Here is a 22,363-nt window from a genome sequence, read left to right as displayed (position 1 = left end):
CCGATGGGCAGTGTTCCGTTCGTCCTTCTCCTGATGATCGCGATCGTGATCAGTGCTCAGATCTTCATGCTGACGGACCGTCACCGCCCAATCGACCAGCGGCTTCGAGACCTGGGCACCGGCGGCGCCGCGTTCTCGCTGCTCTTCGTCGGGATGCTCACGATGGGCTCGACAGGCGCTCTGGTGGGAAGCCTCTTCAGCGCCCCTGGCGGCGGCGGTGCAGGAGGCCTTGTACTGGCGCTGCTGAGTTGGACTGTTGCGGTGATTCTGGCGCACCGTCGACCGCAGCCGCCCGCACGGCATCAGAAGACCGAGCGGTAGCCACCGCGGCGGGCGAGCCAACCGCGGGTTCGGGCGCGCGCAACGCTCGAGCTGACACCCGAGTACGGGTGGGGCAAAGACCTCGGGCACGAAGAAGCCCCAGGTCAGAGACGCTCTGACCTGGGGCTCGCGTTGCTCCCCCGCCTGGTTTCGATCCAGATCTTCGAGATTCAAAGTCTCGCGGGCTGCCGATTACCCCACGGGGGATCGCGTGTACGCCGGAACAGTCTGCCATGGGGGGTGGCGGACACGCGAAGGGGTTCCTTACCTACGGGGCCGTAGGTTACGGTTGCGTAAGTACGCCGTCCTCCACCACGAGGGAAACATCATGACTCCAGTTACGGCACCGGAGGCGCCCACCGGCGCCCGGCAGGCTGGCGAGTTCGACACCGACCGCGGTACCCGCGGAGGTGAGCAGAAAGGGTTCTGGGAGCAACTGGCTCTCGGGTTGTTCATCGGGATCCCCTTCCTGGCCGTCCTCGCGGCGGTACCGATCGCCTGGGGCGGGTTCCTCAGCTGGCGTGACATCGTGATCGCGGCGGTGTTCTACACCGTGTCCGGTCACGGCATCTCGATCGGTTTCCACCGCTACTTCACGCACAAGTCCTTCAAGCCGAACCGGCCGCTCAAGTACGCGCTGGCGATCGCCGGCTCGCTCGCGGTGCAGGGGCCGGTGGTGCGCTGGGTGGCCGACCACCGCAAGCACCACAAGTTCTCCGATCGCGAGGGCGACCCGCACAGCCCGTGGAAGTACGGGACCAGTCTCGGCGCGCTGACCAAGGGTTTCCTGCACGCGCACATCGGCTGGCTGTTCGACTCCGAGCAGACCCCACAGCGCCAGTACGCGCCGGATCTGCTGAAGGACCGCGACATCGTCAAGGTCTCGCGGATGTTCCCGTTCCTGGTGCTCGGCTCGCTGTTCGCGCCGGCCGTGATCGGCGGGCTGTGGTCGTGGTCCATCGAGGGGGCACTGACCGCGTTCTTCTGGGCCAGCCTGGTCCGGATCGCGTTGCTGCACCACGTCACCTGGTCGATCAACTCGATCTGCCACACGATCGGCGACCGGCCGTTCAAGAGCCGCGACAAGTCGGGCAACGTCTGGTGGCTGGCGATCCTCAGCCAGGGCGAGTCGTGGCACAACCTGCACCACTCCGACCCGACCTGCGCCCGGCACGGCGTACTGCGCGGCCAGCTCGACACCTCGGCGCGAATCATCTGGTTCTTCGAGCGGCTGGGCTGGGTCAGCGACGTGCGCTGGCCAGTCAAGGAACGGCTCGAGGCCCGGCGCGTCACCGCCGCGGACCGGGTGGCGGCCTGAGCGGGCCGTAGACCTCCCACCTCGTCGCCCTGTTCTACGGCATGATGCTGGCGTGATCCCCAGGGCGTGCGTCAGTGACTGAACCGAAACCGCGCCGTACGACCCGGGTCCGGATGACCAGTGCGGAGCGGCGCGAGCAACTCATCGTCGTCGCGCGTGGGCTGTTCGCCGAGAAGGGGTACGAGGCGACCTCCGTGGAGGAGATCGCGGCCCGCTCCGAGGTCTCCAAGCCGGTCGTCTACGAGCACTTCGGCGGCAAGGAAGGCCTGTACGCCGTGGTGGTGGACCGCGAGGTCCGCAAACTGCTCGACCTGGTCACGGCCAGCCTGACCGCCGGCCGGGCGCACGAACTGGTCGAGCAGGCCGCGCTGGCCCTGCTCGACTACATCGAGAACTCCTCCGACGGCTTCCGGATCCTGGTCCGCGACTCCCCCGTCGGCTCGTCCACGGGCTCGTTCATCTCGATCCTCAGCGATGTCGGCACCCGGGTCGAGCACATCCTGGCCGAGGAGTTCAAGCGGCGCGGCCTGGACCCGAAGTTCGCGCCGATGTACGCCCAGATGCTGGTCGGCATGGTCGCGCTGACCGGCCAGTGGTGGCTCGACGTCCGCCGTCCGAAGAAGTCCGACGTCGCCGCGCACCTGGTCAACCTCGCCTGGAACGGCCTGTCCGGCCTGGACGCCAAACCGACGCTCTCCACCCGCCCGCACAAATAGCGACCGGTACCGCGCCCGGCCCCCGTCGCCCCAACGGGACTGAGACCCCGGTCGTAGACCGACATCCACCCCCAGCATGACCGAACGGCGCGGTTTTCGCCGTAATCTGGCCGGCATGACGGGGACCATGTCCGGGATCCTGGCGCCCCGGCGGCAGATCCCCGCGAGCAGCAAGGCGTTCGACCTGTTGCTCGCGGGCGGACTCACGATGATCTTGGGACTGCTCGGACTCGCCCAGACAGGTCTCGGTGGCGTCCTCGGCTTCGGCATGCTGGTGCCACTGGTCTGGCGCCGCAGTCATCCGGAGCTGGTCTTCTTCACCGTCTCCGGCGTCGCCGTCCTGCAGTGGCTGAGCGGCGCCGAGCTGCAGCCCGGCAACGTCGGGCTGTTGCTCGCGCTCTACGCGATCTCCGTGTACGGCGAGACCAGGTTCAGCCGGATCGCGCTCGGCATCGGCGGCCTCGGCGTGCTGATGGCGACCGCGCGGTACTGGAGCACCTCCGACTGGCGCCAGCAGATCACCATGATGGTCGCGCTCGGCGCGCTGGTGTTCGGCGTCTGGGCCACCGGCGAGCGTCGCCGGACCAGAGGCCTGTACGTCGCCCAGCTGGAAGAACGCGCGATCCAGGCCGAACGGGACCGCGATCGCGAGTCCAAACTGGCCGTCTCCAACGAGCGCACCCGGATCGCGCGCGAGATCCACGATGTCGTCGCCCACGGCCTGTCCATCATGATCGTCCAGGCCGACGGTGGCCTGTACGCCGCGGACGCGTCACCGGAGCAGGCCAAGAAGGCACTGGCCACGATCGGCGACACCGGGCGCGCCTCGCTGACCGAGATGCGCAAGATGCTCGGACTGCTGAAGCAGGACGCCCAGCCGGAGCTCGATCCCGACCAGCCGCGCCCGCAGCCGGGGATCACGTCGCTGCCCGAGCTGATCGAGAACGTCCGCCAGGCGGGGCTCACGGTGGACTACGAAGTGACCGGCCAGCGGCGTGATCTGCCGGCCCTGCTGGGGCTGACGACGTACCGGATCGTGCAGGAGGGGCTGACCAACACGCTCAAACACGCCGGGCCGGGGGCGAGCACCTCCGTCCATCTCGACTTCGGGCGCGAGATGCTGACCGTGGTGGTCACCGACGACGGCCGCGGCGCCGGAGTGGCGCCGAGCAACGACCCCGGCCACGGCCTGGTCGGGATGCGGCAACGCGCCTCGATCTCCGGCGGTACGGTGAACGCCGGACCGAAGGCGGGCGGCGGTTACGAGGTGATCGCCAAGCTGCCGTACAACCTGCCAGCTGGAGGAGTTTCGCAGTGACCGACGACGAGGGCACCATTCGCGTTTTCCTGGTGGACGACCAGGAACTGGTACGCGCGGGCTTCACCATGCTGGTGGACTCCCAGCCGGACATGCGGGTGGTCGGCCAGGCCGGCGACGGTGGCGAGGCGCTGGAGAAGCTGCAGGTGACCGGCAGCGACGTCGTCCTGATGGACGTCCGGATGCCCCGGCTGGACGGCGTCGAGGCGACCCGGCAACTACAGTCGTTGCCGCAGGCCCCCAGAGTGATCGTGCTGACGACGTTCGACCTGGACGAGTACGCGTTCGCCGCGATCAAGGCCGGGGCGGCCGGCTTCCTGCTCAAGAACACCCCGCCGGCCGATCTGCTCAACGCGATCCGCCAGGTGCACTCCGGCGACGCGGTGGTCTCCCCCAGTACGACGCGGCGGCTGCTCGAGCACTTCGCCGGCTCGCTGCCGGACGGCGAGCACGAGCGCCCGGACCTCGGCGACCTGACCGCCCGCGAACGCGAGGTCCTCGGCGAGGTCGCCCGCGGCCTCTCGAACACCGAGATCGCCCAGCTCTTCACGCTCTCCGAGGCAACGGTCAAGACCCACATCGGCCGCATCCTCGCCAAGACCGGCCTCCGCGACCGCGTCGCCCTGGTCGTCCTCGGCTACGAAACCGGCATCGTCAAACCCCACAAGTAGCCGGACCACGCGGTCAGGGCCCGGCAGTGTGGCGTACGAGATCACTGACTGGGCAGGGAAAAGTACGACCTAGGTCGTACGGGGAGTCCATTCCCTGGTCCGACTCTTCCGGGCGCCGCGGTGACTAACTTCTGGAGTGTGGGCGAGAACGTCTCGCCCCCGGCATTTCGAGGAGAACGATGACCATCCAGACCGGCGAGCTCGGGCTCGGGCGTTTGCCGCAGGACGCCGCCGCCCGTACCGCGATCCGCGCCCACGTCCTCCGCAAGGTCTACGGCCAGGGCGACACCGCGGTCGCCGCGCTCGACGGGGTCTCCGTCGACTTCGGCGTGGGCCGGTTCACCGCGATCATGGGTCCGTCGGGCTCCGGCAAGTCGACGCTGATGCACTGCCTGGCGGGTCTGGACACGCCGACCTCGGGCCAGGTGCTGCTGGGCGAGACCGAGCTGACCCAGCTGCCGGACGCCGCGCTGACCAAGATCCGGCGCGACCGGATCGGCTTCGTCTTCCAGTCCTTCAACCTGCTGCCGATGCTGTCGGCCAAGGACAACATCCTGCTCCCGCTGGAGCTCGGCAACCGCAAGCCCGACCAGGAGTGGATGAACACCCTGATCGACGTCCTCGGCCTGCAGGACCGGCTCACCCACCGCCCGTCGGAGCTGTCCGGCGGTCAGCAGCAGCGCGTCGCCGTCGCCCGCGCCCTGGTCGGCCGGCCCGAGGTGGTCTTCGCCGACGAGCCGACCGGCAACCTGGACTCCCGCTCCGGCGCCGAGGTGCTCGGCTTCCTGCGCCGTTCGGTCCGCGAGTTCGGTCAGACCGTCGTGATGGTCACCCACGACCCGCTCGCGGCGTCGTACGCCGACCGGGTGGTGATGCTTGCCGATGGCAAGCTCGCCGGTGAGCTCACCGACCCGACCCCCGAATCCGTGCTCGGCGCCCTGCGGCAGCTGGGGGCCTGACCCGTGCGACGCTCCATTCTCTCCTCGCTGCGCGCCCACCTGGGCCGCCTGGTCGCCGCCTGTCTGGCGATCGTGCTGGGGGTCGGCTTCGGCACCCTGGCGATGACCGCGCACTCGTCGGCCACCCACGGCATCGACGAGACGATCGGCAAGCAGAACGCCGGCGTCGACGCGGTGGTCAGGTCCGACCGTGAGTCGGTCACCACCAAGGACACCGAGGCGATCAAGAAGCTGCCGCAGGCGGCCTCGGTGGTGATCGCGACCTCGGCGTACCTGCAGGTGCAGTGGGCCGGTCAGGTCCGTCCCGACAACCTGCCGATCGCCGCGCTCTACGACACCTCGAAGATCGCCGGGCCGACCGCCACCTCCGGCAAGTTGCCGGAGGCAAAGAACGAGATCGCGCTGCCGGCCGGCCTGGCCGAGAAGTACAAGGTCACGGTCGGCCAGGAGCTCAAGCTCAGCACCTGGGAAGGCAAGAACTACCGGGTGAAGGTGGTCGGCCTGGTCGACGACAGCGCCTCGCTCGGCGGCGGCAGCGCCGTCGCGACGGCCGACACCCTGAAGACCTTCCAGCCGGAGGGCTACATCGACCAGGTCAAGATCGCGGCCGCTCCCGGCGTCGACCAGGCCGCCCTGGCCGCGGCGATCACCGGCGCGGTCAACCCCGGCCTCGAGGTCTTCACCGGCGAAGGCTGGATCGACCACGAGGTCAAGCAGATCACCAACGGCATCGACGTCCTCGGTGGCGTCTTCGGGATGTTCGCGGTGATCGCCCTGTTCGTCGCCTGTCTGGTGATCGCCAACACCTTCACCATCGTGATCGCCCAGCGGACCCGCGAGATGGCACTGCTGCGCTGCGTCGGAGCGTCCCGCCGCCAGGTCTTCTCCTCGGTACTGGCCGAGGCGAGCCTGGTCGGGCTGGTTGCCTCCGGCATCGGTGTGGTCTTCGGCGTCGCGCTGTCCGCGATCGCCCTGACGCTGGCCCGGAGCTTCGACTGGGGCCTGCCTCCGGTCGACCTGCACCTCGGCCTCGTCTCGGTCTTCGTCCCGCTGCTGCTCGGCACGATCGTCACCATCGTGGCGGCTGTCGTACCGGCACGGCGGGCGACCCGAGTCGCTCCGCTCGCCGCCCTCCGCCCCGACGCGGCGCCCGTCGCCAAGTCCAAGGCCGGCGTACTGCGGCTGACCCTCGGCTTCCTGCTGCTGGCCGGCGGCGGTGCGCTGCTGGCTCTCGGTGCGCAGTCGAGCCAGGTGGTCGCCGGGGTCGCGGGAGGCGTGATCTCCTTCTGCGGAGTGCTGGCGATCGGTTCCCTGCTGGTGCCCGCCCTGGTCCGGTTGCTGGGCGCGCTGCCTGCCCGCAAGGGTGGGGTGCCCGCACGGATCGCCGTCGCCAACGCCGTCCGCAACCCGCGCCGTACGGCGGCGACCACCTCGGCGCTGCTGATCGGGGTCACGCTGATCAGCCTGACCTGCGTCGGGATCGCCTCGGTCCGCAAGACCTTCGACGTCACGATGGACAAGGAGTACCCGGTCGACGTCACCGTCCGGGTGTACGAGGAGAAGCTGCCGGCCACCGCGGCCAAGCAGCTCGGCGACATCAAGGGCATCACCGAGGTGGTGCCGGTGAAGACCGCGACCGTCAAGTCCGGGGGTGAGACCCTCGAGCTCACCGGGATCGACCAGGCCGTAGCCGGCTCGGTCATCCACGATCCGGTCCTGGCCGGCCGGTTGCAACCCGGTACGGCGCTGGTGGATCGCAACACGATGTACATGCTGAAGGTGGAGAACGGCGCGACCGTCACCATCGTCTCGGGTCAGCAGGAGCTCACTCTCAAGGTCCAGCAGGCTCACGGGCTGGATCCGATCACCGTCACCCAGACAGATCTGCAGAAGCTCGCGCCGAACGCCGCGGTGACCGGCTACTGGCTGGCTTCCGACCCGAAGGCCGACGGCCCGAAGGTGATGGACGACCTCAAGCAGTCGCTGCCCACCGTGAAATCGCTGAACATCTCCGGTGGGTTGCCGGAGCGGAGCTTCTACACCCAGGTGTTCGACGTTCTGCTGCTGGTCGCGGTCGGCCTGCTCGCGGTGTCGGTGCTGATCGCGCTGGTCGGGGTCGGCAACACGCTCAGCCTGTCGGTCCTGGAGCGGACCCGGGAGAACGCGTTGCTCCGGGCGATGGGGCTGACCAGGAACCAGTTGCGCGGCATGCTCGCGGTCGAGTCGCTGCTGATGGCACTCGTCGCGGCCGGACTCGGCATCGGCCTCGGCCTGCTCTACGGGTGGACCGGAACAGCGGCACTGATGGGTGGCCAGATCGACGGGCCGCTGCAGTACGCCGTACCGGGCCGGCTGCTGATCACCATCGCGCTGGTCGCGGCGGTGGCCGGACTGCTGGCCTCGATCCTGCCTGCCCGGCGCGCGGCGAAGGTCGCGCCGGCCGGAGCTCTGGCCACCGAGTAACCCGGCGGAAGTTGCCGGGGTCGGTCAGACGAGTTCGATCCGGTTCCCGTGGCCGTCGGCGGTGTGAAACCGCCGACGGCCCGGGATCGTCTCGTTGTCCCAGGTGACCGGATAACCCTTCTCCTGCAGGGTTTCGGCCAGAGCATCCAGATCATCGACTGCAAGAGCCGGGTGCGCCTTCAGTGCGGGAGCGAAGTCCGCCTCGACGCCGACGTGAAGCTCGGCGTCACCGTCCTTGAACCAGCAGCCGCCGCGCGCCGCGAGCAGTGGCGGCTTCTCCAGCTCCGTCATTCCGAGGGTGTCGCGGTAGAAGGCGCGCGCCACCTCTTCGCCGCCGGGCGGGCAGGACACCTGCACGTGGTCGAGTCTCATCAGCTGTCCTTCCGGGCGACGGCGAAGATCCGGCGGAACGGAAGCACCGTACCGAACGGCTTCGGCGGGTAAGCGTCGTTCAGCCGAGCCCCGTACTCCGCCTCGAACCGCTCGCGCAGGTCGTCGGGCAGTGACTGCAGGACGGGCCGGGCGCCGGTGCCCTTGACCCACTCCAGTATGGCGTTCTTCCCTTGCAGGACATGGCTGTACGTCGTCTCCCAGGCGTCGACCGTGCAGCCTTCGGCCGTGAGCGCTGCGACATACTCGGCCGGGCCAGGCACGTCCGGGCGGAGCGACTTGTCCTTCGCGTACTCGGCGTACGGGTCGGTCGCCGCCAGTTCGCGAAGGATCGCGTGCGAGGGCGCGTTCCCGTTGCCGGGGATCTGGATCGCCAGCCACCCACCCGGAGCGAGCGCCCGCACGAAGCCTGGCAGCAGGTCGAGCTGCTCGGGAATCCACTGCAGGGTCGCGTTGGTGACGATCACGTCGACGGACCCCGGCTCCGCGCTCCACTGCCGCAGGTCTCCAACCTCGAAACTCAACTGCTCAGTGGCGAGCGGCCTGGCCTCCTCGATCATCTCCGGCGAGCTGTCGACCCCGAGCACGGTCGCCCCTGGCCACCGGTGAACCAACGTGGCGGTCAGGTTCCCCGGGCCACAGCCGAGGTCCACCACCAGGCCGGGCTGCTCGGCCCGGACGCGAGCGACCAGGTCGGCGAAGGGCCGGCCGCGCTCGTCGGCGTACTTGTTGTACTGCTCTGGATTCCAGACCGGTGAGGTGCGCATGCGTTCCTCTCGAGAAGATCTCTTGATGTCGAGATACTTTACGCCTCCAGGTTGTCTTGATGTCAAGAGTCTTGATGACATAGTCTCGCGGTATGAGAGACGAGGTCGACCGGCTGATCGAGGCCTGGCGCCGGGAGCGGCCCGATCTCGACGTGGCGCCGATGGAGGTGCTGTCGAGGGTCAGCCGGCTGGCCCGGCACCTCGACCGGGCCCGCAGTCAGGCGTTCGAGACGCACGGCCTGGAGTCCTGGGAGTTCGACGTACTGGCCGCGCTGCGGCGGGCCGGCGCGCCGTACCAGCTCTCTCCCGGGCGGCTGCTGAAGGAGACGCTGGTGACCTCGGGCACGATGACGAACCGGGTCGACCGGCTGACCGCCCGCGGCCTGGTCGAGCGACTGCCCGACCCGGCCGACCGCCGCGGCGTGATCGTCCAGCTGACCGAGGCCGGCCGCGACTCGGTCGATGCCGCGATGGCCGATCTGCTCGCGCACGAGCGCACCCTGCTCGGGTCGATCAGCGAGCGGGACCAGGCCAAGATCGCCCGCGTACTGCGCGAACTGGTCGCTCCGTTCGACCAGGAAAAGCACTGATCCTGCATTTCTCCGGCAGCAGAGTTACCCGCCGCCTTTTCGGCCGGAATAATCCGAAAAGACGACCCGTCACTTTATCCGGGCGCCGATCGTTGCTAGTTGCAACGAGATCGAAGGATTGCTGTAGTCCACGACTATCGACACTGAGTGACGACTCGAACTAGTCTCCTCACCATCGGTGGTCGAGCGACTACGCAGAGTTCGAGAATCGGTGTCTTCGGCGGCAAGAGGTGGTTCGCCGAGGTCGGCCGGAGTGTCCAGGGCTCGGGGCTTGGACAACCCGGCCGGTAGGTACGGGGCCGCTCACCCGGCAGGCGCGGCATACCCTCCCAATCACAGGGGATAGGAGGGTATGCCGCGACTCAAGGCCCGAAAGATTTGATCAAGTATACATTTCCGCGGACCGCCGGAAATGTGCTGACTTATTCGGTGCGTTCGGCCGCTTCCAGCCAGGCGGTTTCCAGTTCGGCGCGTTCTTCGGCCATCTTGCGCAGTTCGGTGTCCAGCTCCGACAGCCGCGCGTAGTTGCTGGCGTTCGCGGCCAGCTGGTCGTGCAGCTTCGCCTCGTTGTGGGTCAGCTTGGACAGCTGCCGCTCGATCCGGTTGAGTTCCTTCTTCGCCGCGCGGGCCGCGACGGGATCCACCGCGGGCTCGGCCGAAGCAGCTGCCGCCGAGGTGGGTGCCGGCGCACCGGCAGGTGACGTACTGCGGCGGGACGGCGTACCGGCGGTGAGTTCTTCGAGGTACTGCTCGACGCCACGGGGCAGGTGCCGGACGGTGCCGTCGCCCATGATCGTGTAGACCATGTCGCTGACCCGCTCCAGGAAGTACCGGTCGTGGGTGACCACCACGACGACGCCCGGCCAGTTGTCGAGGAAGTCCTCCAGCACCGTCAACGTCTCGACGTCCAGGTCGTTGGTCGGCTCGTCGAGGATCAGCACGTTCGGCTCGTCGAGCAGGATCCGGAGCAGTTGCAGCCGGCGGCGCTCGCCACCGGACAGGTCGTTGATCCGGGTGGTCAGCTTGTCGCCGGTGAAGCCGAACCGCTCCAGCAGTTGCGACGAGTTCATCTCGCCGACGCCGGCGGCCAGCGCCGCGACCCGGCGGATGTCGGTGATGTGCGCGAGCACGGTGACCGAGCCGTCCAGATCCTCCAGCGTCTGCGAGAGGTTGGCGATCTTGACCGTCTTGCCCTGCTTGACCTTGCCGGTGTCCGGCGGCAGCAGGCCGGTGAGCACCTTGAGGAAGGTCGTCTTGCCGGCGCCGTTCGGGCCGAGCAGGCCGATCCGGTCGGCGGGGCCGAGCCGGAAGGTGACGTGGTCGAGCATCAGCCGGTCACCGAAGCTCAAGGTGACGTCCTCGGCGTCGAAGACGTCCTTGCCCAGCCGCGAGGTCGCGAGCTGGGCCAGCGCCAGCTTGTCGCGCGGCTCCGGCTCGTTCTCGATCAGGGCGTTGGCGGCGTCGGTCCGGAACTTCGACTTCGACGTCCGGGCGGGAGCTCCCCGGCGCAGCCAGGCGAGCTCCTTCTTCATCAGGTTCTGCCGCTTGCCCTCGACGACGGCCTCGTTGCGGGACCGCTCGGCCTTGGCCAGCACGTAGGCGGCGTAGCCACCGTCGTACGAGCTGACGTTGCCGCCCTGGACCTCCCAGGTCTCGTTGCAGACCTCGTCCAGGAACCACCGGTCGTGGGTGACGACGAGCAGGGCGCCGGCCCGGTCCACGACGTGCTGCGCGAGCCAGTTGACCGCCTCGATGTCGAGGTGGTTGGTGGGCTCGTCGAGGATCAGCAGGTCGACCTCGGTCATCAGCAGCTGGGCCAGCGACGCCCGCCGGCGCTCACCGCCGCTGAGGGTGCCGACCAGGGCTTCGTGGTCGACGCCACCGAGCAGTTGCTCCATCACCTCACGGGCGCGCGGGTCGGCGGCCCAGGTGTAGGTCTCGACATCACCCAGTACGGCGTGCGCGACGGTCATCTCCGGGTCCAGGCTGTCGGCCTGTCCGAGGAAGCCCAGCCGCAGGTCACGGTTGTGGGTGATCCGCCCGCTGTCGGGGGTCTCTTCCCGGGCGAGCAGCCGCAGCAGCGTGGACTTCCCGTCCCCGTTCCGCCCGACCACCCCGATCCGTTCGCCCCGGCCGATGCCGAGGGTCACCCGGTCGAGCAGGGTGCGGGTTCCGAAGCCTTTGGAGACGGCTTCGAGATTGACGAGGTTGGGTGCAGGAGTGGCGGCCATATCCCCTCAAGCGTAGTTCAGTACTTGAAGCCGGTGGACCACGGCCGCCGAACGGCGGCCGTGGTCCAGCTCAGCTCGACTGGTTCAGGTGGAGCAGGTATTCGCCGTGGTTCAGCGGGTTGCCGTCCGTGCGGGGACGGACCGGCGGGTGTCCAGGGACCGGATGGTAGCCGCTGAAGACAGCGAGTAGGACACCTTCACCGTGAGTGAGGCCGGGCAGCTGTGCCTCGAAGGAGTGCACCCGGCTGGCGGGGATCAGGCCGGTCAGGGTCGTTCGCTCCGGCGCGACCACAGTGTTCTCCAGGGTCGCGCCCGCCTCGGCGAGCTTGGAGATGACCGATGAGACGGCGTCGGGTGGCAGCTCCAGCTCGAAGCTGTTGACCGGCTCGTAGACCCGGGTGCCCGCCTGTTGAAGCGCTTGCATGAGCACCAGCGGCACAAGACGCCGGAAGTCCGCGGCAACCGTCACCGGCGCGGAGTACCGGGTGTGGATGAGGTCGACCCGGCAGTCGAGCACCTCCCAGCCGGACAGGCCCTGCTCGAGAGCGGCTCGCGCAGTCTCCTCGATCGCGTTGTGGAACGCTCGCGGCAGGGCGCCGAGCTCGACCTCCATCCGGTAGCCGATTCCTGTACCGACCGGGGCAGGCGAGACGCGGAAGCCGACGGCCGCGCACCACGGATTGCCGGGGTCACCGATCCCGCGAACCGCCGTACCGATGCGGACCGGGCGTTCGATGTGGATCGGCGTCGTCTCACTGAAGGTGACCGCGAGCCCGTACTCGTCCTGCAGCAGCGACGCGATCACCTCCTTCTGAACCTCGCCGTAGAGGTTCACCGAGAGCTGCCCGAACGGGTTCTTGCGAACCCGGATCAGCGGGTCCTGCTCGGCCAGCTGCTGCAGCGCCTGGAAGAGCTTGACCCGATCCGCCGCGAGGACGGCGGTCTCCAGCGTGGGTGGGGCGAAGAGGTGAGCGTCCGGGCCGGTCGGCGTCCCGAGCTGGTCGCCGATCTGCACCTGCTTGAGCCCTCGGAGCGCGACGATCCGGCCGGCTTCCGCGCACTCGACCGGGCGCGTCCCACCTCGCTCGAAGACGCGGACCGCCGTCGGCTTCACCTCGTACTGCGTGCTGCCGCGGTGCACGTCGATCGGCTGCCGCGCGTGCAGCTGACCGGCGAACACCCGGGCCGACGCGATCCGCTCCCCCGCCGTACCGCGCTCGACCTTGAAAACCGAGGCGCGCAACGGTTCAGCCGGCCGTCCGGTTGCTCGCGGCAACCACTCTCGGATGCCGTCGATCAGGTCGGCGACACCTTCACCGGTCATGGCCGAGCCGAAGTACACGGGATGCACCCGCGCACGGCGTACCTGCTCGGACAGCTCACGGCGGTAGTCGTCTTCGCCGAGCAGGTCGTCGAGGTAGCCCGCGCAGAAGATGTCGTTGCCATTAGCAAGCAACTCACCCAGCGCCGGCCGCACGGGCGGAAACGGCCAGTACCGCGCCGTGCGCGTGCCGAGGCCGGCCACCGAGCCCATCGGCACCGCGGCCGGGGTGAGGAGCCGGGCGATGTCGGCGAGCAGCTCGTCGTACCGGGCGCCCATCCGGTCGATCTTGTTCACGAACAGCAAAGTCGGGATGCGCAGGCGGCCGAGCGTGCGCATCAGCAACCGGGTCTGCACCTGAACGCCCTCGACCGCCGAGATCACCAGCACGGCGCCGTCCAGCACGGACAGCGCGCGCTCGACCTCGGCGATGAAGTCGGAGTGGCCCGGGGTGTCGATCAGGTTGACCGTCAGGTCGCCGAGCTCGAACGAGACCACGGCCGAGCGGATGGTGATCCCGCGCCGGCGTTCGAGCTCCATCGAGTCGGTGCGGGTGTTGCCGTCGTCCACGCGGCCGACGTGGTCGATCACGCCGGCGGCGTACAGCAGGCGTTCGGTCAGGCTGGTCTTACCGGCGTCGACATGCGCCAGAATGCCCATCGTCAAGGTGTTCAAAGGTCCTCGCGGGTGCGTCGCAGCGATCAGGAGTGATGGCGTGGACCGATACCCGGCGCATCTGGAGCTCCTTGTCGTCGTACTGCGGACCGTTGACGCTTGCGACGATAACCTGCAGTCCGGACGTTGGCGACCGAGTTTTGCTGGGAGGACGGCGGATGGAGTTCGGGGCTCTGCTCCACCGGCACCGCAGGGCCGGCGGGCTGACTCAGGAGCAGCTGGCCGCCAAGGCGGGGGTGAGCCTGGCCGCCATCGGCGCGCTCGAGCGAGGGGTTCGCCGCTATCCCCGGCGGGCGACCGTCGATGCGCTCGCGTACGCACTCGGGTTGGGCGCGGAGGAGCGGGAGATCTTCGCGACTGCCGCCCGGCGACGGGGTGGAGGTGGGGCGGGCGTTGCCAATGGGCCCGCCGGGTCGGTGGATGGCGGGGCGGATACCGGACCGGTCGGCGGGCAGAGCATCGCTTTGGCCGACGCTCCGGCGCGGAGTCCGCAGCAGTTGCCGCTGGCTGACCTCGGGTTCACGGGACGGGTCGCGGATCTCGAAGCCTTGCGGGCGGCGCTCAGGGACGATGCCGGGCCGGCGGTTGCGGCGGTGACAGGGATGGGTGGGGTGGGAAAGACGACGCTCGCCGTACGGGCGGCACATGATGCTGCCGAGCAGTATCCGGACGGGCAGGTGTATCTCGATCTGCAGGGCTACAGCTCCGACGATCCGGTCGCGCCGATCGAGGCGCTGGACTATCTGCTGCGATCCTTCGGTCTGTCCGGTCAGGAGATCCCGCTTCGCGTGGACCAAGCGGCCGCACGACTCAGGACGCTGCTCGCCGACCGCCGGGCCCTCATCCTGCTCGACAACGCCCGCAACGCTGCCCAGGTCGCGCCGCTCCTGCCCGGCACGGGTCGCTCAGCCGTTCTCGTCACCAGCCGCCACGACCTCTCCGGCCTTCCAGGCGCACGCGTGGTCAGGCTCGGTCTGCTGTCCCGCGCCGAAGGACTGGAGCTGCTCCGCGCGACCGTCGGCAGCCCCCGTGTCGACGCCGAGCCCGAGTCCGCCGAACTGATCCTGGATGCCTGCGGCCTGCTTCCCCTCGCCCTGCGCATCGCGGCCGGCCGGCTCGCCGCCAGACTTACCTGGCCGCTCGCCCATCTCGCCGGTCTGCTGCAGGACGAGCGTCATCGACTCGATCAGCTGGAGACCCACGAGGTCGGCGTACGGGCCGGCTTCGACGTCTCGATCGACGATCTGCTGGCCAGCGACAGTGCGCGGGATCGTCGGGCCGCGGCGGCGTTCGCGCTGTTCGGCGTACCGGAGGTGCAGGACCTGACCGTCGAGATCGTGGCCAGGCTGCTCGACTCCGACCTGTACACGGCGACCGATGCGCTCGAAGATCTCTGCGATCTGCATCTGCTGGAGTCGCTGGCGCCCGGTCGGTACCGGCTGCACGACCTGTTGCGGGTTTATGCGAAGGATCGCGCGCAGTCGACCATCTCCGCGCCGGACCGGGCCGCGGCCATCACCCGGGTTGTCGATCTGCATGCCTCCGCGGCCTGGCAGGCGCTCGAACATGCCTTTCCGAACGCGGGCCGGCTGCCATGGTTCCGGTCCCGTACGCCGGTCGCGCTCGGCGGACCGCAGTACGAGGACATGAGCTCGGCACTCAGCTGGCTCAACGGGCAGCGCCCGCATCTGGTCGCCCTGATCACCCAGGCCGCGCGGACCGACGGCGTCCCCGCCGTGTCGATCCTGCGGCTGGCGATCGGCCTGCACACCTTCTACGCGACGCGCGGCCATTGGCTGGACTGCCTCAAGATCTACCGTACGGCGCTCGCGGTGGCCGGCGACGACCCGTACGCCGAAGGTTTCCTGCGCAACGATCTCGGCCTGGTGCTCTTCGACCTGGCCAAGGCCGGCGCCGGTCCCGTGGACGACTGCGTCGCCGAGTTGCAGCACAGCCTCCGGCTCTTCGACGAACTGGCGGAGTACCGCGGCTCCGCGATGGCGCTGGCCAACCTGAGCCACGTGCTCGACCTGCTCGGCGAGTACCAGGAAGCGATCCACTGCGGCGAACACGCGCTCCGGACCTACCAGAAACTCGACGACCCTCTCGGCGAAGCGCTGGCCTACTTCAACATCGGCAACTCCGAGGGGAAGCTGGGCAGGGCCGCGGCCCAGCGGGCGGCGTACGACAGATCCATTGCCCTGAGCATCGATCACCGGTCCGACCACCACCTGGCGATCGCCCTGCTCGGCTCCGGCGTCGCCTACCGCGAGACCGGCGACCTCCCGGCGGCGATCGACCAGCTCGGTCAGGCGGTGAGCAAGTTCCGCGCCCTCAACGACCAAGTGCAGCTGGCCGAATCCCTCGATGAACTCGGCACCACCCACCACCTGCTGGGCGATAGGCAGACCGCGATCGCCCACCACGAAGAAGCGCTGGCCATCAGCACCCAGTACGACGACGGCCGACGCCGTACGCTGATCCTCGAACATCTCGCCCGCGGCGACTAGCAGGTATTACGCCCGCTCGCTCCAGCTCTTACTGCTTCGGCAAGGTGAGAATCTCGGCTCCGGTGTCGGTGATCGCGATGGTGTGCTCGCTGTGGGCGGTTCGGCAGCCGGTAACGCTGCGGAGCGTCCAGCCGTCGTCGTCCGTGACCAGCTCCGCGGTGTCCACCATCACCCAGGGCTCCAGCGCGAGCAGGAGGCCGGGGCGCAGTTTGTAGCCGCGGCCGGCGCGGCCGGTGTTCGAGACGTGCGGGTCCTGGTGCATGGTCGAGCCGATGCCGTGGCCGCCGAACTCGGTGTTGATCGAGTACCCCGCGGCGCTGAGGACGGTGCCGATCGCGTGGGAGAGATCGCCGATGCGAGCTCCCGGGCGGGCAGCGGCGATGCCGGCCGCCAGGGCGCGTTCGGTCGCGTCGATCAGCGCAACGCTCTCGGCGGGCTTCGACTCGCCCACGATGAAGCTGATCGCCGAGTCCGCGGCGACTCCGTCCAGCAGGACGGCGAGGTCGAGCGACAACAGGTCGCCGTCGGCCAGGGCGTAGTCGTGCGGGAGCCCGTGCAGCACGGCGTCGTTCACGCCCGTACAGATGTAGTGGCCGAACGGCCCGCGCCCGAAGGACGGCGCATAGTCGACGTAGCAGGACTGCGCGCCCGCTTCGAGGATCATGGCCTTGGCCCACTGGTCGATCTCCAGCAGGTTCGTGCCGACCGTACTGCGGCTCTTCAGCGTCTGCAGGATGGTGGCGACCAGCGCGCCGGTCTCTTTGGCCCGGCTCACTTCGGTGGGGTTCAGGATCTCGATCATGCACTGCCTCTCTGTGTACCAATAACTATACCGGCCATACTATCCCGGTACTATCATCGGGTCATGGTCAGACTGCCGCTCACCCCCGCGGAGGTCGAGCGCGGACAACGCCTCGGCTCCCTGCTGCGTCGCGCCCGCGGTGACCGCTCGATGCTCGAGACAGCCCTCGACGCCGGCGTCTCCCCCGAAACCCTCCGCAAGATCGAGACCGGCCGGGTAGCAACCCCCGCCTTCCCGACCATCGCCGCCATCGCCGACGTCCTCGGCCTCTCCCTGGATGCCGTGTGGAGCGAGATCAACCCGCGGGAACCGGATGTCGAACCGACCCGCCCTTCCAGCGAGCAATTGGCTTCTTAGCTCCGTCCTGGTGCTCGCGGCGCTAGAGCGTATACCTGCGACGCGAGAGCGTGCACACGCGAGGCAAGAGCGGGCTTCTGCAGCGCCGGAGCGGGTTCCTGCGACGCAGCGGAGTGCACTCGATGCAGCAGCGCGCACTCGGCGTAGCAGCAACTGCTTCGGTGCCACGCAGGAGAATCACCGGCAACGTAGGAGCGAGCAAGCAGCGGGTGCGCGGGGGATCAGCGACTGACAGAACTCGGCAGAATCCGAGCCCCAGGTACTGGCCCTTCGGCCTGACGCACCATCCGGCACAGGCCCGATTCGGCCAGCTCCACAGCGAGGTCGACGGCTCGGCGGCTGTCGCCGGCGAGGAAGAGGCAGGTCGGCCCCGAGCCGGAGATCATCGCGGCGAGGGCGCCTTGGTCGAGGCCGAACTGCAGGGTGTCGGCCAGTTCGGGGCGCAGGGACAGCGCGGCGGCCTGCATGTCGTTGCTCAGGGCAACTGCCAGCGCGGCGGCGCTGCCGGAGAGGAGGGCGGTGAGGAGTTCGGGGTGGACCTCTGGCGGCTCGACCCGGCGGAGCGGGCGCAGGCGGTCGAGTTCCTGGTACACCGCGGGAGTGGACAGGCCGCCTTCGGCGATCGCGAAGACCCAGTGGAACGTGCCGCGCGACATCACCTCGGTGACCAGTTCGCCGCGGCCGCGGCCGAGCGCGGTGTGGCCGACCAGGCAGAACGGTACGTCGCTGCCCAGGTCGGCCGCGATGCGTTCCAGCTCCGGCTGCGCCAACCCGAGTCCCCACAGCCGGTTGCAGGCGACCAGCGTCGCGGCCGCGTCGGTCGAGCCGCCGGCCATTCCACCGGCGACCGGGATCGTCTTGCGGATCGTGAGGTCGACGCCCTCTTCGACGTCGTACTCCGTCTGCAGCGTCCGCGCCGCCCGGACGGCGAGGTTCGAACTGTCGGTCGGTACGTCGGCCGCGAAGTCGCCGAGCACCTCGACGGTGATCTCGGCGTCGTCGCGCAGGGTCGCGGTCACATCGTCGTACAGGGCAACGGCCTGGTAGACGGTCGCGAGCGGATGGAAGCCGTCCGGGCGCGGCGGGCCGACGGACAGACCGAGATTGATCTTGGCCGGCGACCGGACCGTCACCTGATGAGCTGACACGGGCACAGGCTAGTGCCCCGCACCGGCGATCGCGGCGAACTCCTCGATGCCGAGCATCTCGCCGCGCAGGGACGGGTCGACCCCAGCGGTGGCCAGGGCGGCATCCAGCCGCTCGCGGTCCGGCATCCAGCGGGCCAGGGCCGAGCGGACGGTCTTGCGGCGCTGCGAGAACGCAGCATCGATCACCGCGAAGACCTCTTCCCGCGGGGCCGCGGTCACCGGCGGCTCGTGGCGGGTGAAGGCGACCAGGCCGGAGTCGACGTTCGGCGCGGGCCAGAAGACGTTGCGGCCGATCGGGCCGGCGCGGCGTACGTCGGCGTACCAGGCGGCCTTGGCCGACGGAATGCCGTACGTGCGCGAACCGGGCGGCGCGGCCAACCGGTCGGCCACCTCGGACTGGACCATCACCAGCCCGTGCCGCAGCGACGGCGCGATGGCCAGCAGGTGCAGCAGGACCGGTACGGCGACGTTGTAGGGCAGGTTGGCCACACAGGCGTCAGGAGAGCCGATCTGAGCCGGTACGACGGTCATCGCGTCCGCCTCGACCACGGTCAGCGCGGCGGCCTGGTTCGGCGCGTACTCCGCGATGGTGGCCGGCAGCGCTTCCGCCAGCACCGAGTCGATCTCGACCGCCGTGACTCGGTGGCCCTCGGCAAGCAGTGCCAGCGTCAGGGAGCCGAGACCGGGCCCGACCTCCAGCACCGTCTCCCCGTCCTCGGACAGCTCCGCGGCCCGGACGATCCGGCGGACCGTGTTCGGGTCGATGACGAAGTTCTGGCCGCGCTGCTTGGTCGGGCGAACCCCGAGCCGGGCAGCCAGTGAACGCACTTCCGCCGGACCGAGAAGTCTCGGTCCGGCGGAAGTGGACGAATCAGCGCTGGTCACAGGCGCCAGTCTGGCAGAGAGGGACCGGAATCAGGCCTTCTTGCCACAGTGGGGCCAGTCACCGTAGCCGCCGCGGGCCGCGCGCACCTTCTCGGCGATCGCGATCTGCTGCGCCTTGGACGCCTGGTGAGCGTTCTCGGCGTACGCCGTTCCGCCGTAGGCGGCCCAGGTGCCGTGACCGAACTGCAGGCCGCCGTAGTACCCGTTGCCGGTGTTGGCCTTCCAGTTGCCGCCCGACTCACAGGCGGCGATCCGGTCCCAGGCGCCGGCGTTGCCGGTGGCCGGGGGCTCGTCATCGGTGGCGGGCTCGTCGGCAGGCTCTTCCGGCTTCGGCTTGGTGCCGACCGTGACGAGCTCGTCGACGGGCTTGGTGACGACCTCGCTGGAGACGAGCTTCTTGCTCGACAGCTTGCCGTCCAGGTAGGTGACCAGGTACTTGATCGACTTGGAGCCCGCGACGCCCTTGGCGGTCGTCTTGGTCTCGCCCTCTTCGAGCTTGGCGTCCTTGGTCTCCTTCTTCCCGAACGCGATCGCCTGCTTCTCGGTGATCGTGCGGGTGTCGACCTTGACCACGACGACCTTGGTCAGGCTGCCCGGCTTCAGTGCGGTGGCCGCGGCCGGGACGATCCGGTCGTCGGCGTCGAACGGGATCTTGGCGCTGGTCAGCGCCTCGCCCACGGTCGCCGCCATCGACTTCACCGCGACGGCCTTGCCCGCGCGGACGATCTGCAGCGTCTTCGGGGTGCGGACGGTCAGCTCCAGGCCTTCGCGCCCGATCGGGGCGCTCCGGCTGGTGGAGAAGACCGCGCCCTCGTACCGCAGGCCGAGGTCGGTCATCGCCTCGGTGAGGTCGTCGGCCGTGGTCCAGAAAGTCTTCTTCGAGCCATCCGCGGTGACGGTGAGCTGGCGGCCGTACTGCACCGCGATCTCCTGCCCGTCCTGCAGCTTGGCGTCGAGTGCGGGGGCGACCACGTCTCGCTCGGAAACGGTGATCTTCTCCGCCTTCAGGGCGTCTCCGACGGTGGAGCCGAAGGTATGCACCTTCTGCACCTGCCCGTCGATGGAGACGCTGACGGTCTTGCTCTTGGTCGCATAGGCCACAGAGCCGCCCACGACGGCAAACACAGCCGTGGCGCCCACGGCCGCGATGATGGACTTACGCACTAACGCTCCCAGGTAGAGCTACCCGGGCACGGGGTGGAGCGGCACAGGCACCAGGCCGCGCATGCCGGGCACAGGGGCTCCGGAAACCACGGTCTACCGCCGAGGGGCGTGCCACCCGGAATCTTCCCCGATCCCGGCCAACGTCACGAGACAGTAACGAAGAACTCCCCGAAGCGCCAATCCTCTGGTCGGCGCGGCGAGAAAAGGTGTAACGGGCCGTTCACGGCTGGTGACGACCCCACTGCCCGCGGTGCACCACTTCGGCAGTACTGCGACGTCCGCGCTTGAGCGACGGCGACCGTTTGTCCGGGGCCCGGTAGCCGATCGAGATGACCCCGATCGGGTCGAACCCGTCCGGTACGCCGAACTCGTGCTTGAGCTCGGCAACCTTGTCCGCCGGCGGCCCGAAAAGGCAAGCACCCAAGCCTTCGTCGACCACTGTCTGCAACATCAGCAGGGCCGCCATCCCGGTGTCGATGTACCAGTACGGCGCCGTCCAGTGCTTCTCGTCGCGGTCGGTCCAGCCCTTGTCCGGTTCGGTGTACCGGTCGAGGTACGCGTCCTTGTGCGCGAAGGCGAAGATCAGCAGCGGCGCCCGCCGCAACCCTGTGATCCACTCCACATACTTCTGGTCCGGATTCGCGGCCGCGATTCCCCAGTACCGCTCCCGGTCGTCGCCCTCCAGGGTCAGGAACGCCCAGCCCTGGCTGAACCCGCCCGACGGCGCCCGCAGCCCGTTCTCCAGGATCCGCTCGCGGATCTCCGCCGGCACCGGCCGGTCCGGGTCGTAGTTGCGAACCATCCGGCGCCGGCGGACGACCTCACTGAACTCCATTACCAGGACCCCCCGAAAGCGCGGTCGGAGTTGTCCGACAGCGCCTGGCACAGCTCGGCGACAGAAATGTTCAGCACCCCGGCCATCTTCCGGACCGTGTGCGGGATCAGGTACGACGCGTTCGGCTGCCCGCGATGCGGTGAGGGCGTCAGGTACGGCGCGTCCGTCTCCACCAGCACCCGGTCCAGCGGCGTCACGGCCAGCGCGTCCCGCAGCGACTGCGCGTTCTTGAAGGTGATCACGCCGGCGAAGCTCAGGAACGCACCCCGGTTGACGCATTCGCGGGCGAACTCGGTGTCGCCGGAGAAGCAGTGCATCACCAGCCGGTCCGGCACGCCTTCGCGGTCCAGGATCTTCAGGATGTCGTCGTGCGCGTCCCGGTCGTGGATCATCAGCGTCTTGTCGAGCCGCTTGGCCAGGTCGATGTGCGCCGCGAACGACTCGTGCTGCGCGGCCCGCCCGTCCTCCCCGGTGCGGAAGTAGTCCAGCCCGGTCTCACCGATCACCCGGACCTTGGCCGACGAGGTGGTCAGCCGCTCGATCTCGGCCAGCGCGCTGTCCAGCCGGCCGGCGGCCTGCAGCTTCGGCGCCTCGTTCGGGTGCAGGGCGATCCCCGCGATCAGGTTCGGGTACTGCTCGGCGGCCTCCACCGCCCAGACCGCGCCGGGCAGGTCACAGCCGACCTGGACGATCCGGGTGACGCCGACCGATCCGGCCAGCTTGATCGCCTCGGCGGCCGCCAGCCAGTTGCCGTCCTCGCCGTCGGCGATGTCCAGATGGCAGTGCGCGTCGACCACGCTCATCGGCAACGGATCCGGCACCGCGGGCCGGCTGCGGTCGCGGGACCGGCCGTCCTCCCCGATGGCAGCACGTTCCCGCGTCGGGCGTTCGACCTCCACACCGTCGGTAGACATGAGGAACA

General features: G+C 69.1%; 20 protein-coding genes. 10 read left to right on the top strand and 10 right to left on the bottom strand.

The features are described from left to right. Positions 1-3 precede the first annotated feature (3 nt). The 7 genes from OX958_RS08270 (at position 4) to OX958_RS08240 (ending at position 7,766) form a co-directional block, all read left to right on the top strand. Positions 4-321, top strand: a complete 318-nt coding sequence (locus OX958_RS08270; protein ID WP_270136606.1) for a hypothetical protein — start codon at positions 4-6, stop codon at positions 319-321. Between the two features lie 328 nt (positions 322-649). Next, positions 650-1,639, top strand: a complete 990-nt coding sequence (locus OX958_RS08265) for an acyl-CoA desaturase (RefSeq protein WP_270136604.1) — start codon at positions 650-652, stop codon at positions 1,637-1,639. 74 nt (positions 1,640-1,713) lie between these two features. Beyond that, positions 1,714-2,355: a TetR/AcrR family transcriptional regulator gene (locus OX958_RS08260; protein ID WP_270136603.1), complete on the top strand. Its 642-nt coding sequence runs from the start codon at positions 1,714-1,716 to the stop codon at positions 2,353-2,355. A 115-nt stretch (positions 2,356-2,470) separates the two neighbouring features. After that, positions 2,471-3,673 carry a sensor histidine kinase gene (locus OX958_RS08255; protein ID WP_270136602.1) on the top strand — a complete coding sequence of 401 codons (1,203 nt, stop codon included), beginning with the start codon at positions 2,471-2,473 and terminating at the stop codon, positions 3,671-3,673. Continuing rightward, on the top strand, positions 3,670-4,344 hold the full coding sequence (locus tag OX958_RS08250) for a response regulator transcription factor (protein WP_270136601.1): 675 nt from the start codon (positions 3,670-3,672) through the stop codon (positions 4,342-4,344). Before OX958_RS08255 ends, OX958_RS08250 begins: the two co-directional genes overlap by 4 nt. Positions 4,345-4,523: 179 nt before the next feature. After that, positions 4,524-5,303, top strand: coding sequence for an ABC transporter ATP-binding protein (locus OX958_RS08245; RefSeq protein ID WP_270136600.1), 780 nt, complete (start codon positions 4,524-4,526; stop codon positions 5,301-5,303). A gap of 3 nt (positions 5,304-5,306) precedes the next feature. Continuing rightward, the gene (locus OX958_RS08240) at positions 5,307-7,766 is read left to right on the top strand and encodes an ABC transporter permease (protein ID WP_270136599.1); all 2,460 of its coding nucleotides are present in this window, start codon (positions 5,307-5,309) and stop codon (positions 7,764-7,766) included. A 24-nt stretch (positions 7,767-7,790) separates the two neighbouring features. Here the strand turns inward: OX958_RS08240 and OX958_RS08235 are convergent, their stop codons facing one another. Then, positions 7,791-8,138: a VOC family protein gene (locus tag OX958_RS08235; protein ID WP_270136598.1), complete on the bottom strand. Its 348-nt coding sequence runs from the start codon at positions 8,136-8,138 to the stop codon at positions 7,791-7,793. Continuing rightward, positions 8,138-8,923, bottom strand: coding sequence for a trans-aconitate 2-methyltransferase (locus OX958_RS08230; RefSeq protein ID WP_270136597.1), 786 nt, complete (start codon positions 8,921-8,923; stop codon positions 8,138-8,140). Before OX958_RS08230 ends, OX958_RS08235 begins: the two co-directional genes overlap by 1 nt. A 92-nt stretch (positions 8,924-9,015) precedes the next feature. Between OX958_RS08230 and OX958_RS08225 the strand changes: the two genes are divergently transcribed. After that, complete coding sequence (locus tag OX958_RS08225) at positions 9,016-9,513, top strand: MarR family winged helix-turn-helix transcriptional regulator (protein WP_270136596.1); 498 nt, start codon at positions 9,016-9,018, stop codon at positions 9,511-9,513. A gap of 422 nt (positions 9,514-9,935) precedes the next feature. Here the strand turns inward: OX958_RS08225 and OX958_RS08220 are convergent, their stop codons facing one another. Both OX958_RS08220 and OX958_RS08215 read right to left on the bottom strand, forming a co-directional pair. Beyond that, positions 9,936-11,744: an ABC-F family ATP-binding cassette domain-containing protein gene (locus tag OX958_RS08220; protein ID WP_270136595.1), complete on the bottom strand. Its 1,809-nt coding sequence runs from the start codon at positions 11,742-11,744 to the stop codon at positions 9,936-9,938. 70 nt (positions 11,745-11,814) lie between these two features. After that, the gene (locus tag OX958_RS08215; RefSeq protein ID WP_270136594.1) at positions 11,815-13,725 is read right to left on the bottom strand and encodes an elongation factor G; all 1,911 of its coding nucleotides are present in this window, start codon (positions 13,723-13,725) and stop codon (positions 11,815-11,817) included. A gap of 173 nt (positions 13,726-13,898) precedes the next feature. Between OX958_RS08215 and OX958_RS08210 the strand changes: the two genes are divergently transcribed. Continuing rightward, positions 13,899-16,250, top strand: a complete 2,352-nt coding sequence (locus tag OX958_RS08210; RefSeq protein WP_270136593.1) for an XRE family transcriptional regulator — start codon at positions 13,899-13,901, stop codon at positions 16,248-16,250. Positions 16,251-16,278: 28 nt separating this feature from the next. On the opposite strand, the gene map is transcribed toward OX958_RS08210, so the two are convergent. After that, entirely contained in the window at positions 16,279-17,052 is a 774-nt protein-coding gene (gene map, locus OX958_RS08205; RefSeq protein ID WP_270136592.1) for a type I methionyl aminopeptidase, read from the bottom strand. A gap of 63 nt (positions 17,053-17,115) precedes the next feature. Here map and OX958_RS08200 point away from each other — a divergent pair, with 63 nt between their 5' ends. After that, positions 17,116-17,409, top strand: coding sequence for a helix-turn-helix domain-containing protein (locus OX958_RS08200; RefSeq protein WP_270136591.1), 294 nt, complete (start codon positions 17,116-17,118; stop codon positions 17,407-17,409). A gap of 221 nt (positions 17,410-17,630) precedes the next feature. On the opposite strand, the gene OX958_RS08195 is transcribed toward OX958_RS08200, so the two are convergent. From OX958_RS08195 to OX958_RS08175, 5 genes are all read right to left on the bottom strand, one after another. Beyond that, positions 17,631-18,557: a 4-(cytidine 5'-diphospho)-2-C-methyl-D-erythritol kinase gene (locus OX958_RS08195; RefSeq protein ID WP_270136590.1), complete on the bottom strand. Its 927-nt coding sequence runs from the start codon at positions 18,555-18,557 to the stop codon at positions 17,631-17,633. A gap of 9 nt (positions 18,558-18,566) precedes the next feature. Then, entirely contained in the window at positions 18,567-19,442 is an 876-nt protein-coding gene (gene rsmA / locus OX958_RS08190) for a 16S rRNA (adenine(1518)-N(6)/adenine(1519)-N(6))-dimethyltransferase RsmA (protein WP_270136589.1), read from the bottom strand. 30 nt (positions 19,443-19,472) lie between these two features. Continuing rightward, positions 19,473-20,606 carry a resuscitation-promoting factor gene (locus tag OX958_RS08185; protein ID WP_270136588.1) on the bottom strand — a complete coding sequence of 378 codons (1,134 nt, stop codon included), beginning with the start codon at positions 20,604-20,606 and terminating at the stop codon, positions 19,473-19,475. 220 nt (positions 20,607-20,826) lie between these two features. Beyond that, positions 20,827-21,441: a nitroreductase family protein gene (locus OX958_RS08180; RefSeq protein ID WP_270136587.1), complete on the bottom strand. Its 615-nt coding sequence runs from the start codon at positions 21,439-21,441 to the stop codon at positions 20,827-20,829. Continuing rightward, the gene (locus tag OX958_RS08175; RefSeq protein WP_270136586.1) at positions 21,441-22,355 is read right to left on the bottom strand and encodes a TatD family hydrolase; all 915 of its coding nucleotides are present in this window, start codon (positions 22,353-22,355) and stop codon (positions 21,441-21,443) included. The genes OX958_RS08180 and OX958_RS08175 overlap by 1 nt, the downstream gene beginning before the upstream one ends. Positions 22,356-22,363: the final 8 nt, after the last annotated feature.

The sequence above is a fragment of the Kribbella sp. CA-293567 genome (assembly GCF_027627575.1).
Classification (GTDB): Bacteria; Actinomycetota; Actinomycetes; order Propionibacteriales; family Kribbellaceae; genus Kribbella.
This window is presented reverse-complemented; position numbering and strand designations above follow the sequence as displayed.

Excerpts from the sequence above, each read along its gene's own strand:
- OX958_RS08270 (WP_270136606.1), top strand. The coding sequence starts at position 4 with ATGGGCAGTGTTCCGTTCGTCCTTCTCCTGATGATCGCGATCGTGATC.
- OX958_RS08265 (WP_270136604.1), top strand. The coding sequence starts at position 650 with ATGACTCCAGTTACGGCACCGGAGGCGCCCACCGGCGCCCGGCAGGCT.
- OX958_RS08255 (WP_270136602.1), top strand. The coding sequence starts at position 2,471 with ATGACGGGGACCATGTCCGGGATCCTGGCGCCCCGGCGGCAGATCCCC.
- OX958_RS08245 (WP_270136600.1), top strand. The coding sequence starts at position 4,524 with ATGACCATCCAGACCGGCGAGCTCGGGCTCGGGCGTTTGCCGCAGGAC.
- OX958_RS08235 (WP_270136598.1), bottom strand. The coding sequence starts at position 8,138 with ATGAGACTCGACCACGTGCAGGTGTCCTGCCCGCCCGGCGGCGAAGAG.
- OX958_RS08230 (WP_270136597.1), bottom strand. The coding sequence starts at position 8,923 with ATGCGCACCTCACCGGTCTGGAATCCAGAGCAGTACAACAAGTACGCC.
- OX958_RS08225 (WP_270136596.1), top strand. The coding sequence starts at position 9,016 with ATGAGAGACGAGGTCGACCGGCTGATCGAGGCCTGGCGCCGGGAGCGG.
- OX958_RS08220 (WP_270136595.1), bottom strand. The coding sequence starts at position 11,744 with ATGGCCGCCACTCCTGCACCCAACCTCGTCAATCTCGAAGCCGTCTCC.
- OX958_RS08215 (WP_270136594.1), bottom strand. The coding sequence starts at position 13,725 with ATGGGCATTCTGGCGCATGTCGACGCCGGTAAGACCAGCCTGACCGAA.
- OX958_RS08210 (WP_270136593.1), top strand. The coding sequence starts at position 13,899 with ATGGAGTTCGGGGCTCTGCTCCACCGGCACCGCAGGGCCGGCGGGCTG.
- map (WP_270136592.1), bottom strand. The coding sequence starts at position 17,052 with ATGATCGAGATCCTGAACCCCACCGAAGTGAGCCGGGCCAAAGAGACC.
- OX958_RS08200 (WP_270136591.1), top strand. The coding sequence starts at position 17,116 with ATGGTCAGACTGCCGCTCACCCCCGCGGAGGTCGAGCGCGGACAACGC.
- OX958_RS08180 (WP_270136587.1), bottom strand. The coding sequence starts at position 21,441 with ATGGAGTTCAGTGAGGTCGTCCGCCGGCGCCGGATGGTTCGCAACTAC.
- OX958_RS08175 (WP_270136586.1), bottom strand. The coding sequence starts at position 22,355 with ATGTCTACCGACGGTGTGGAGGTCGAACGCCCGACGCGGGAACGTGCT.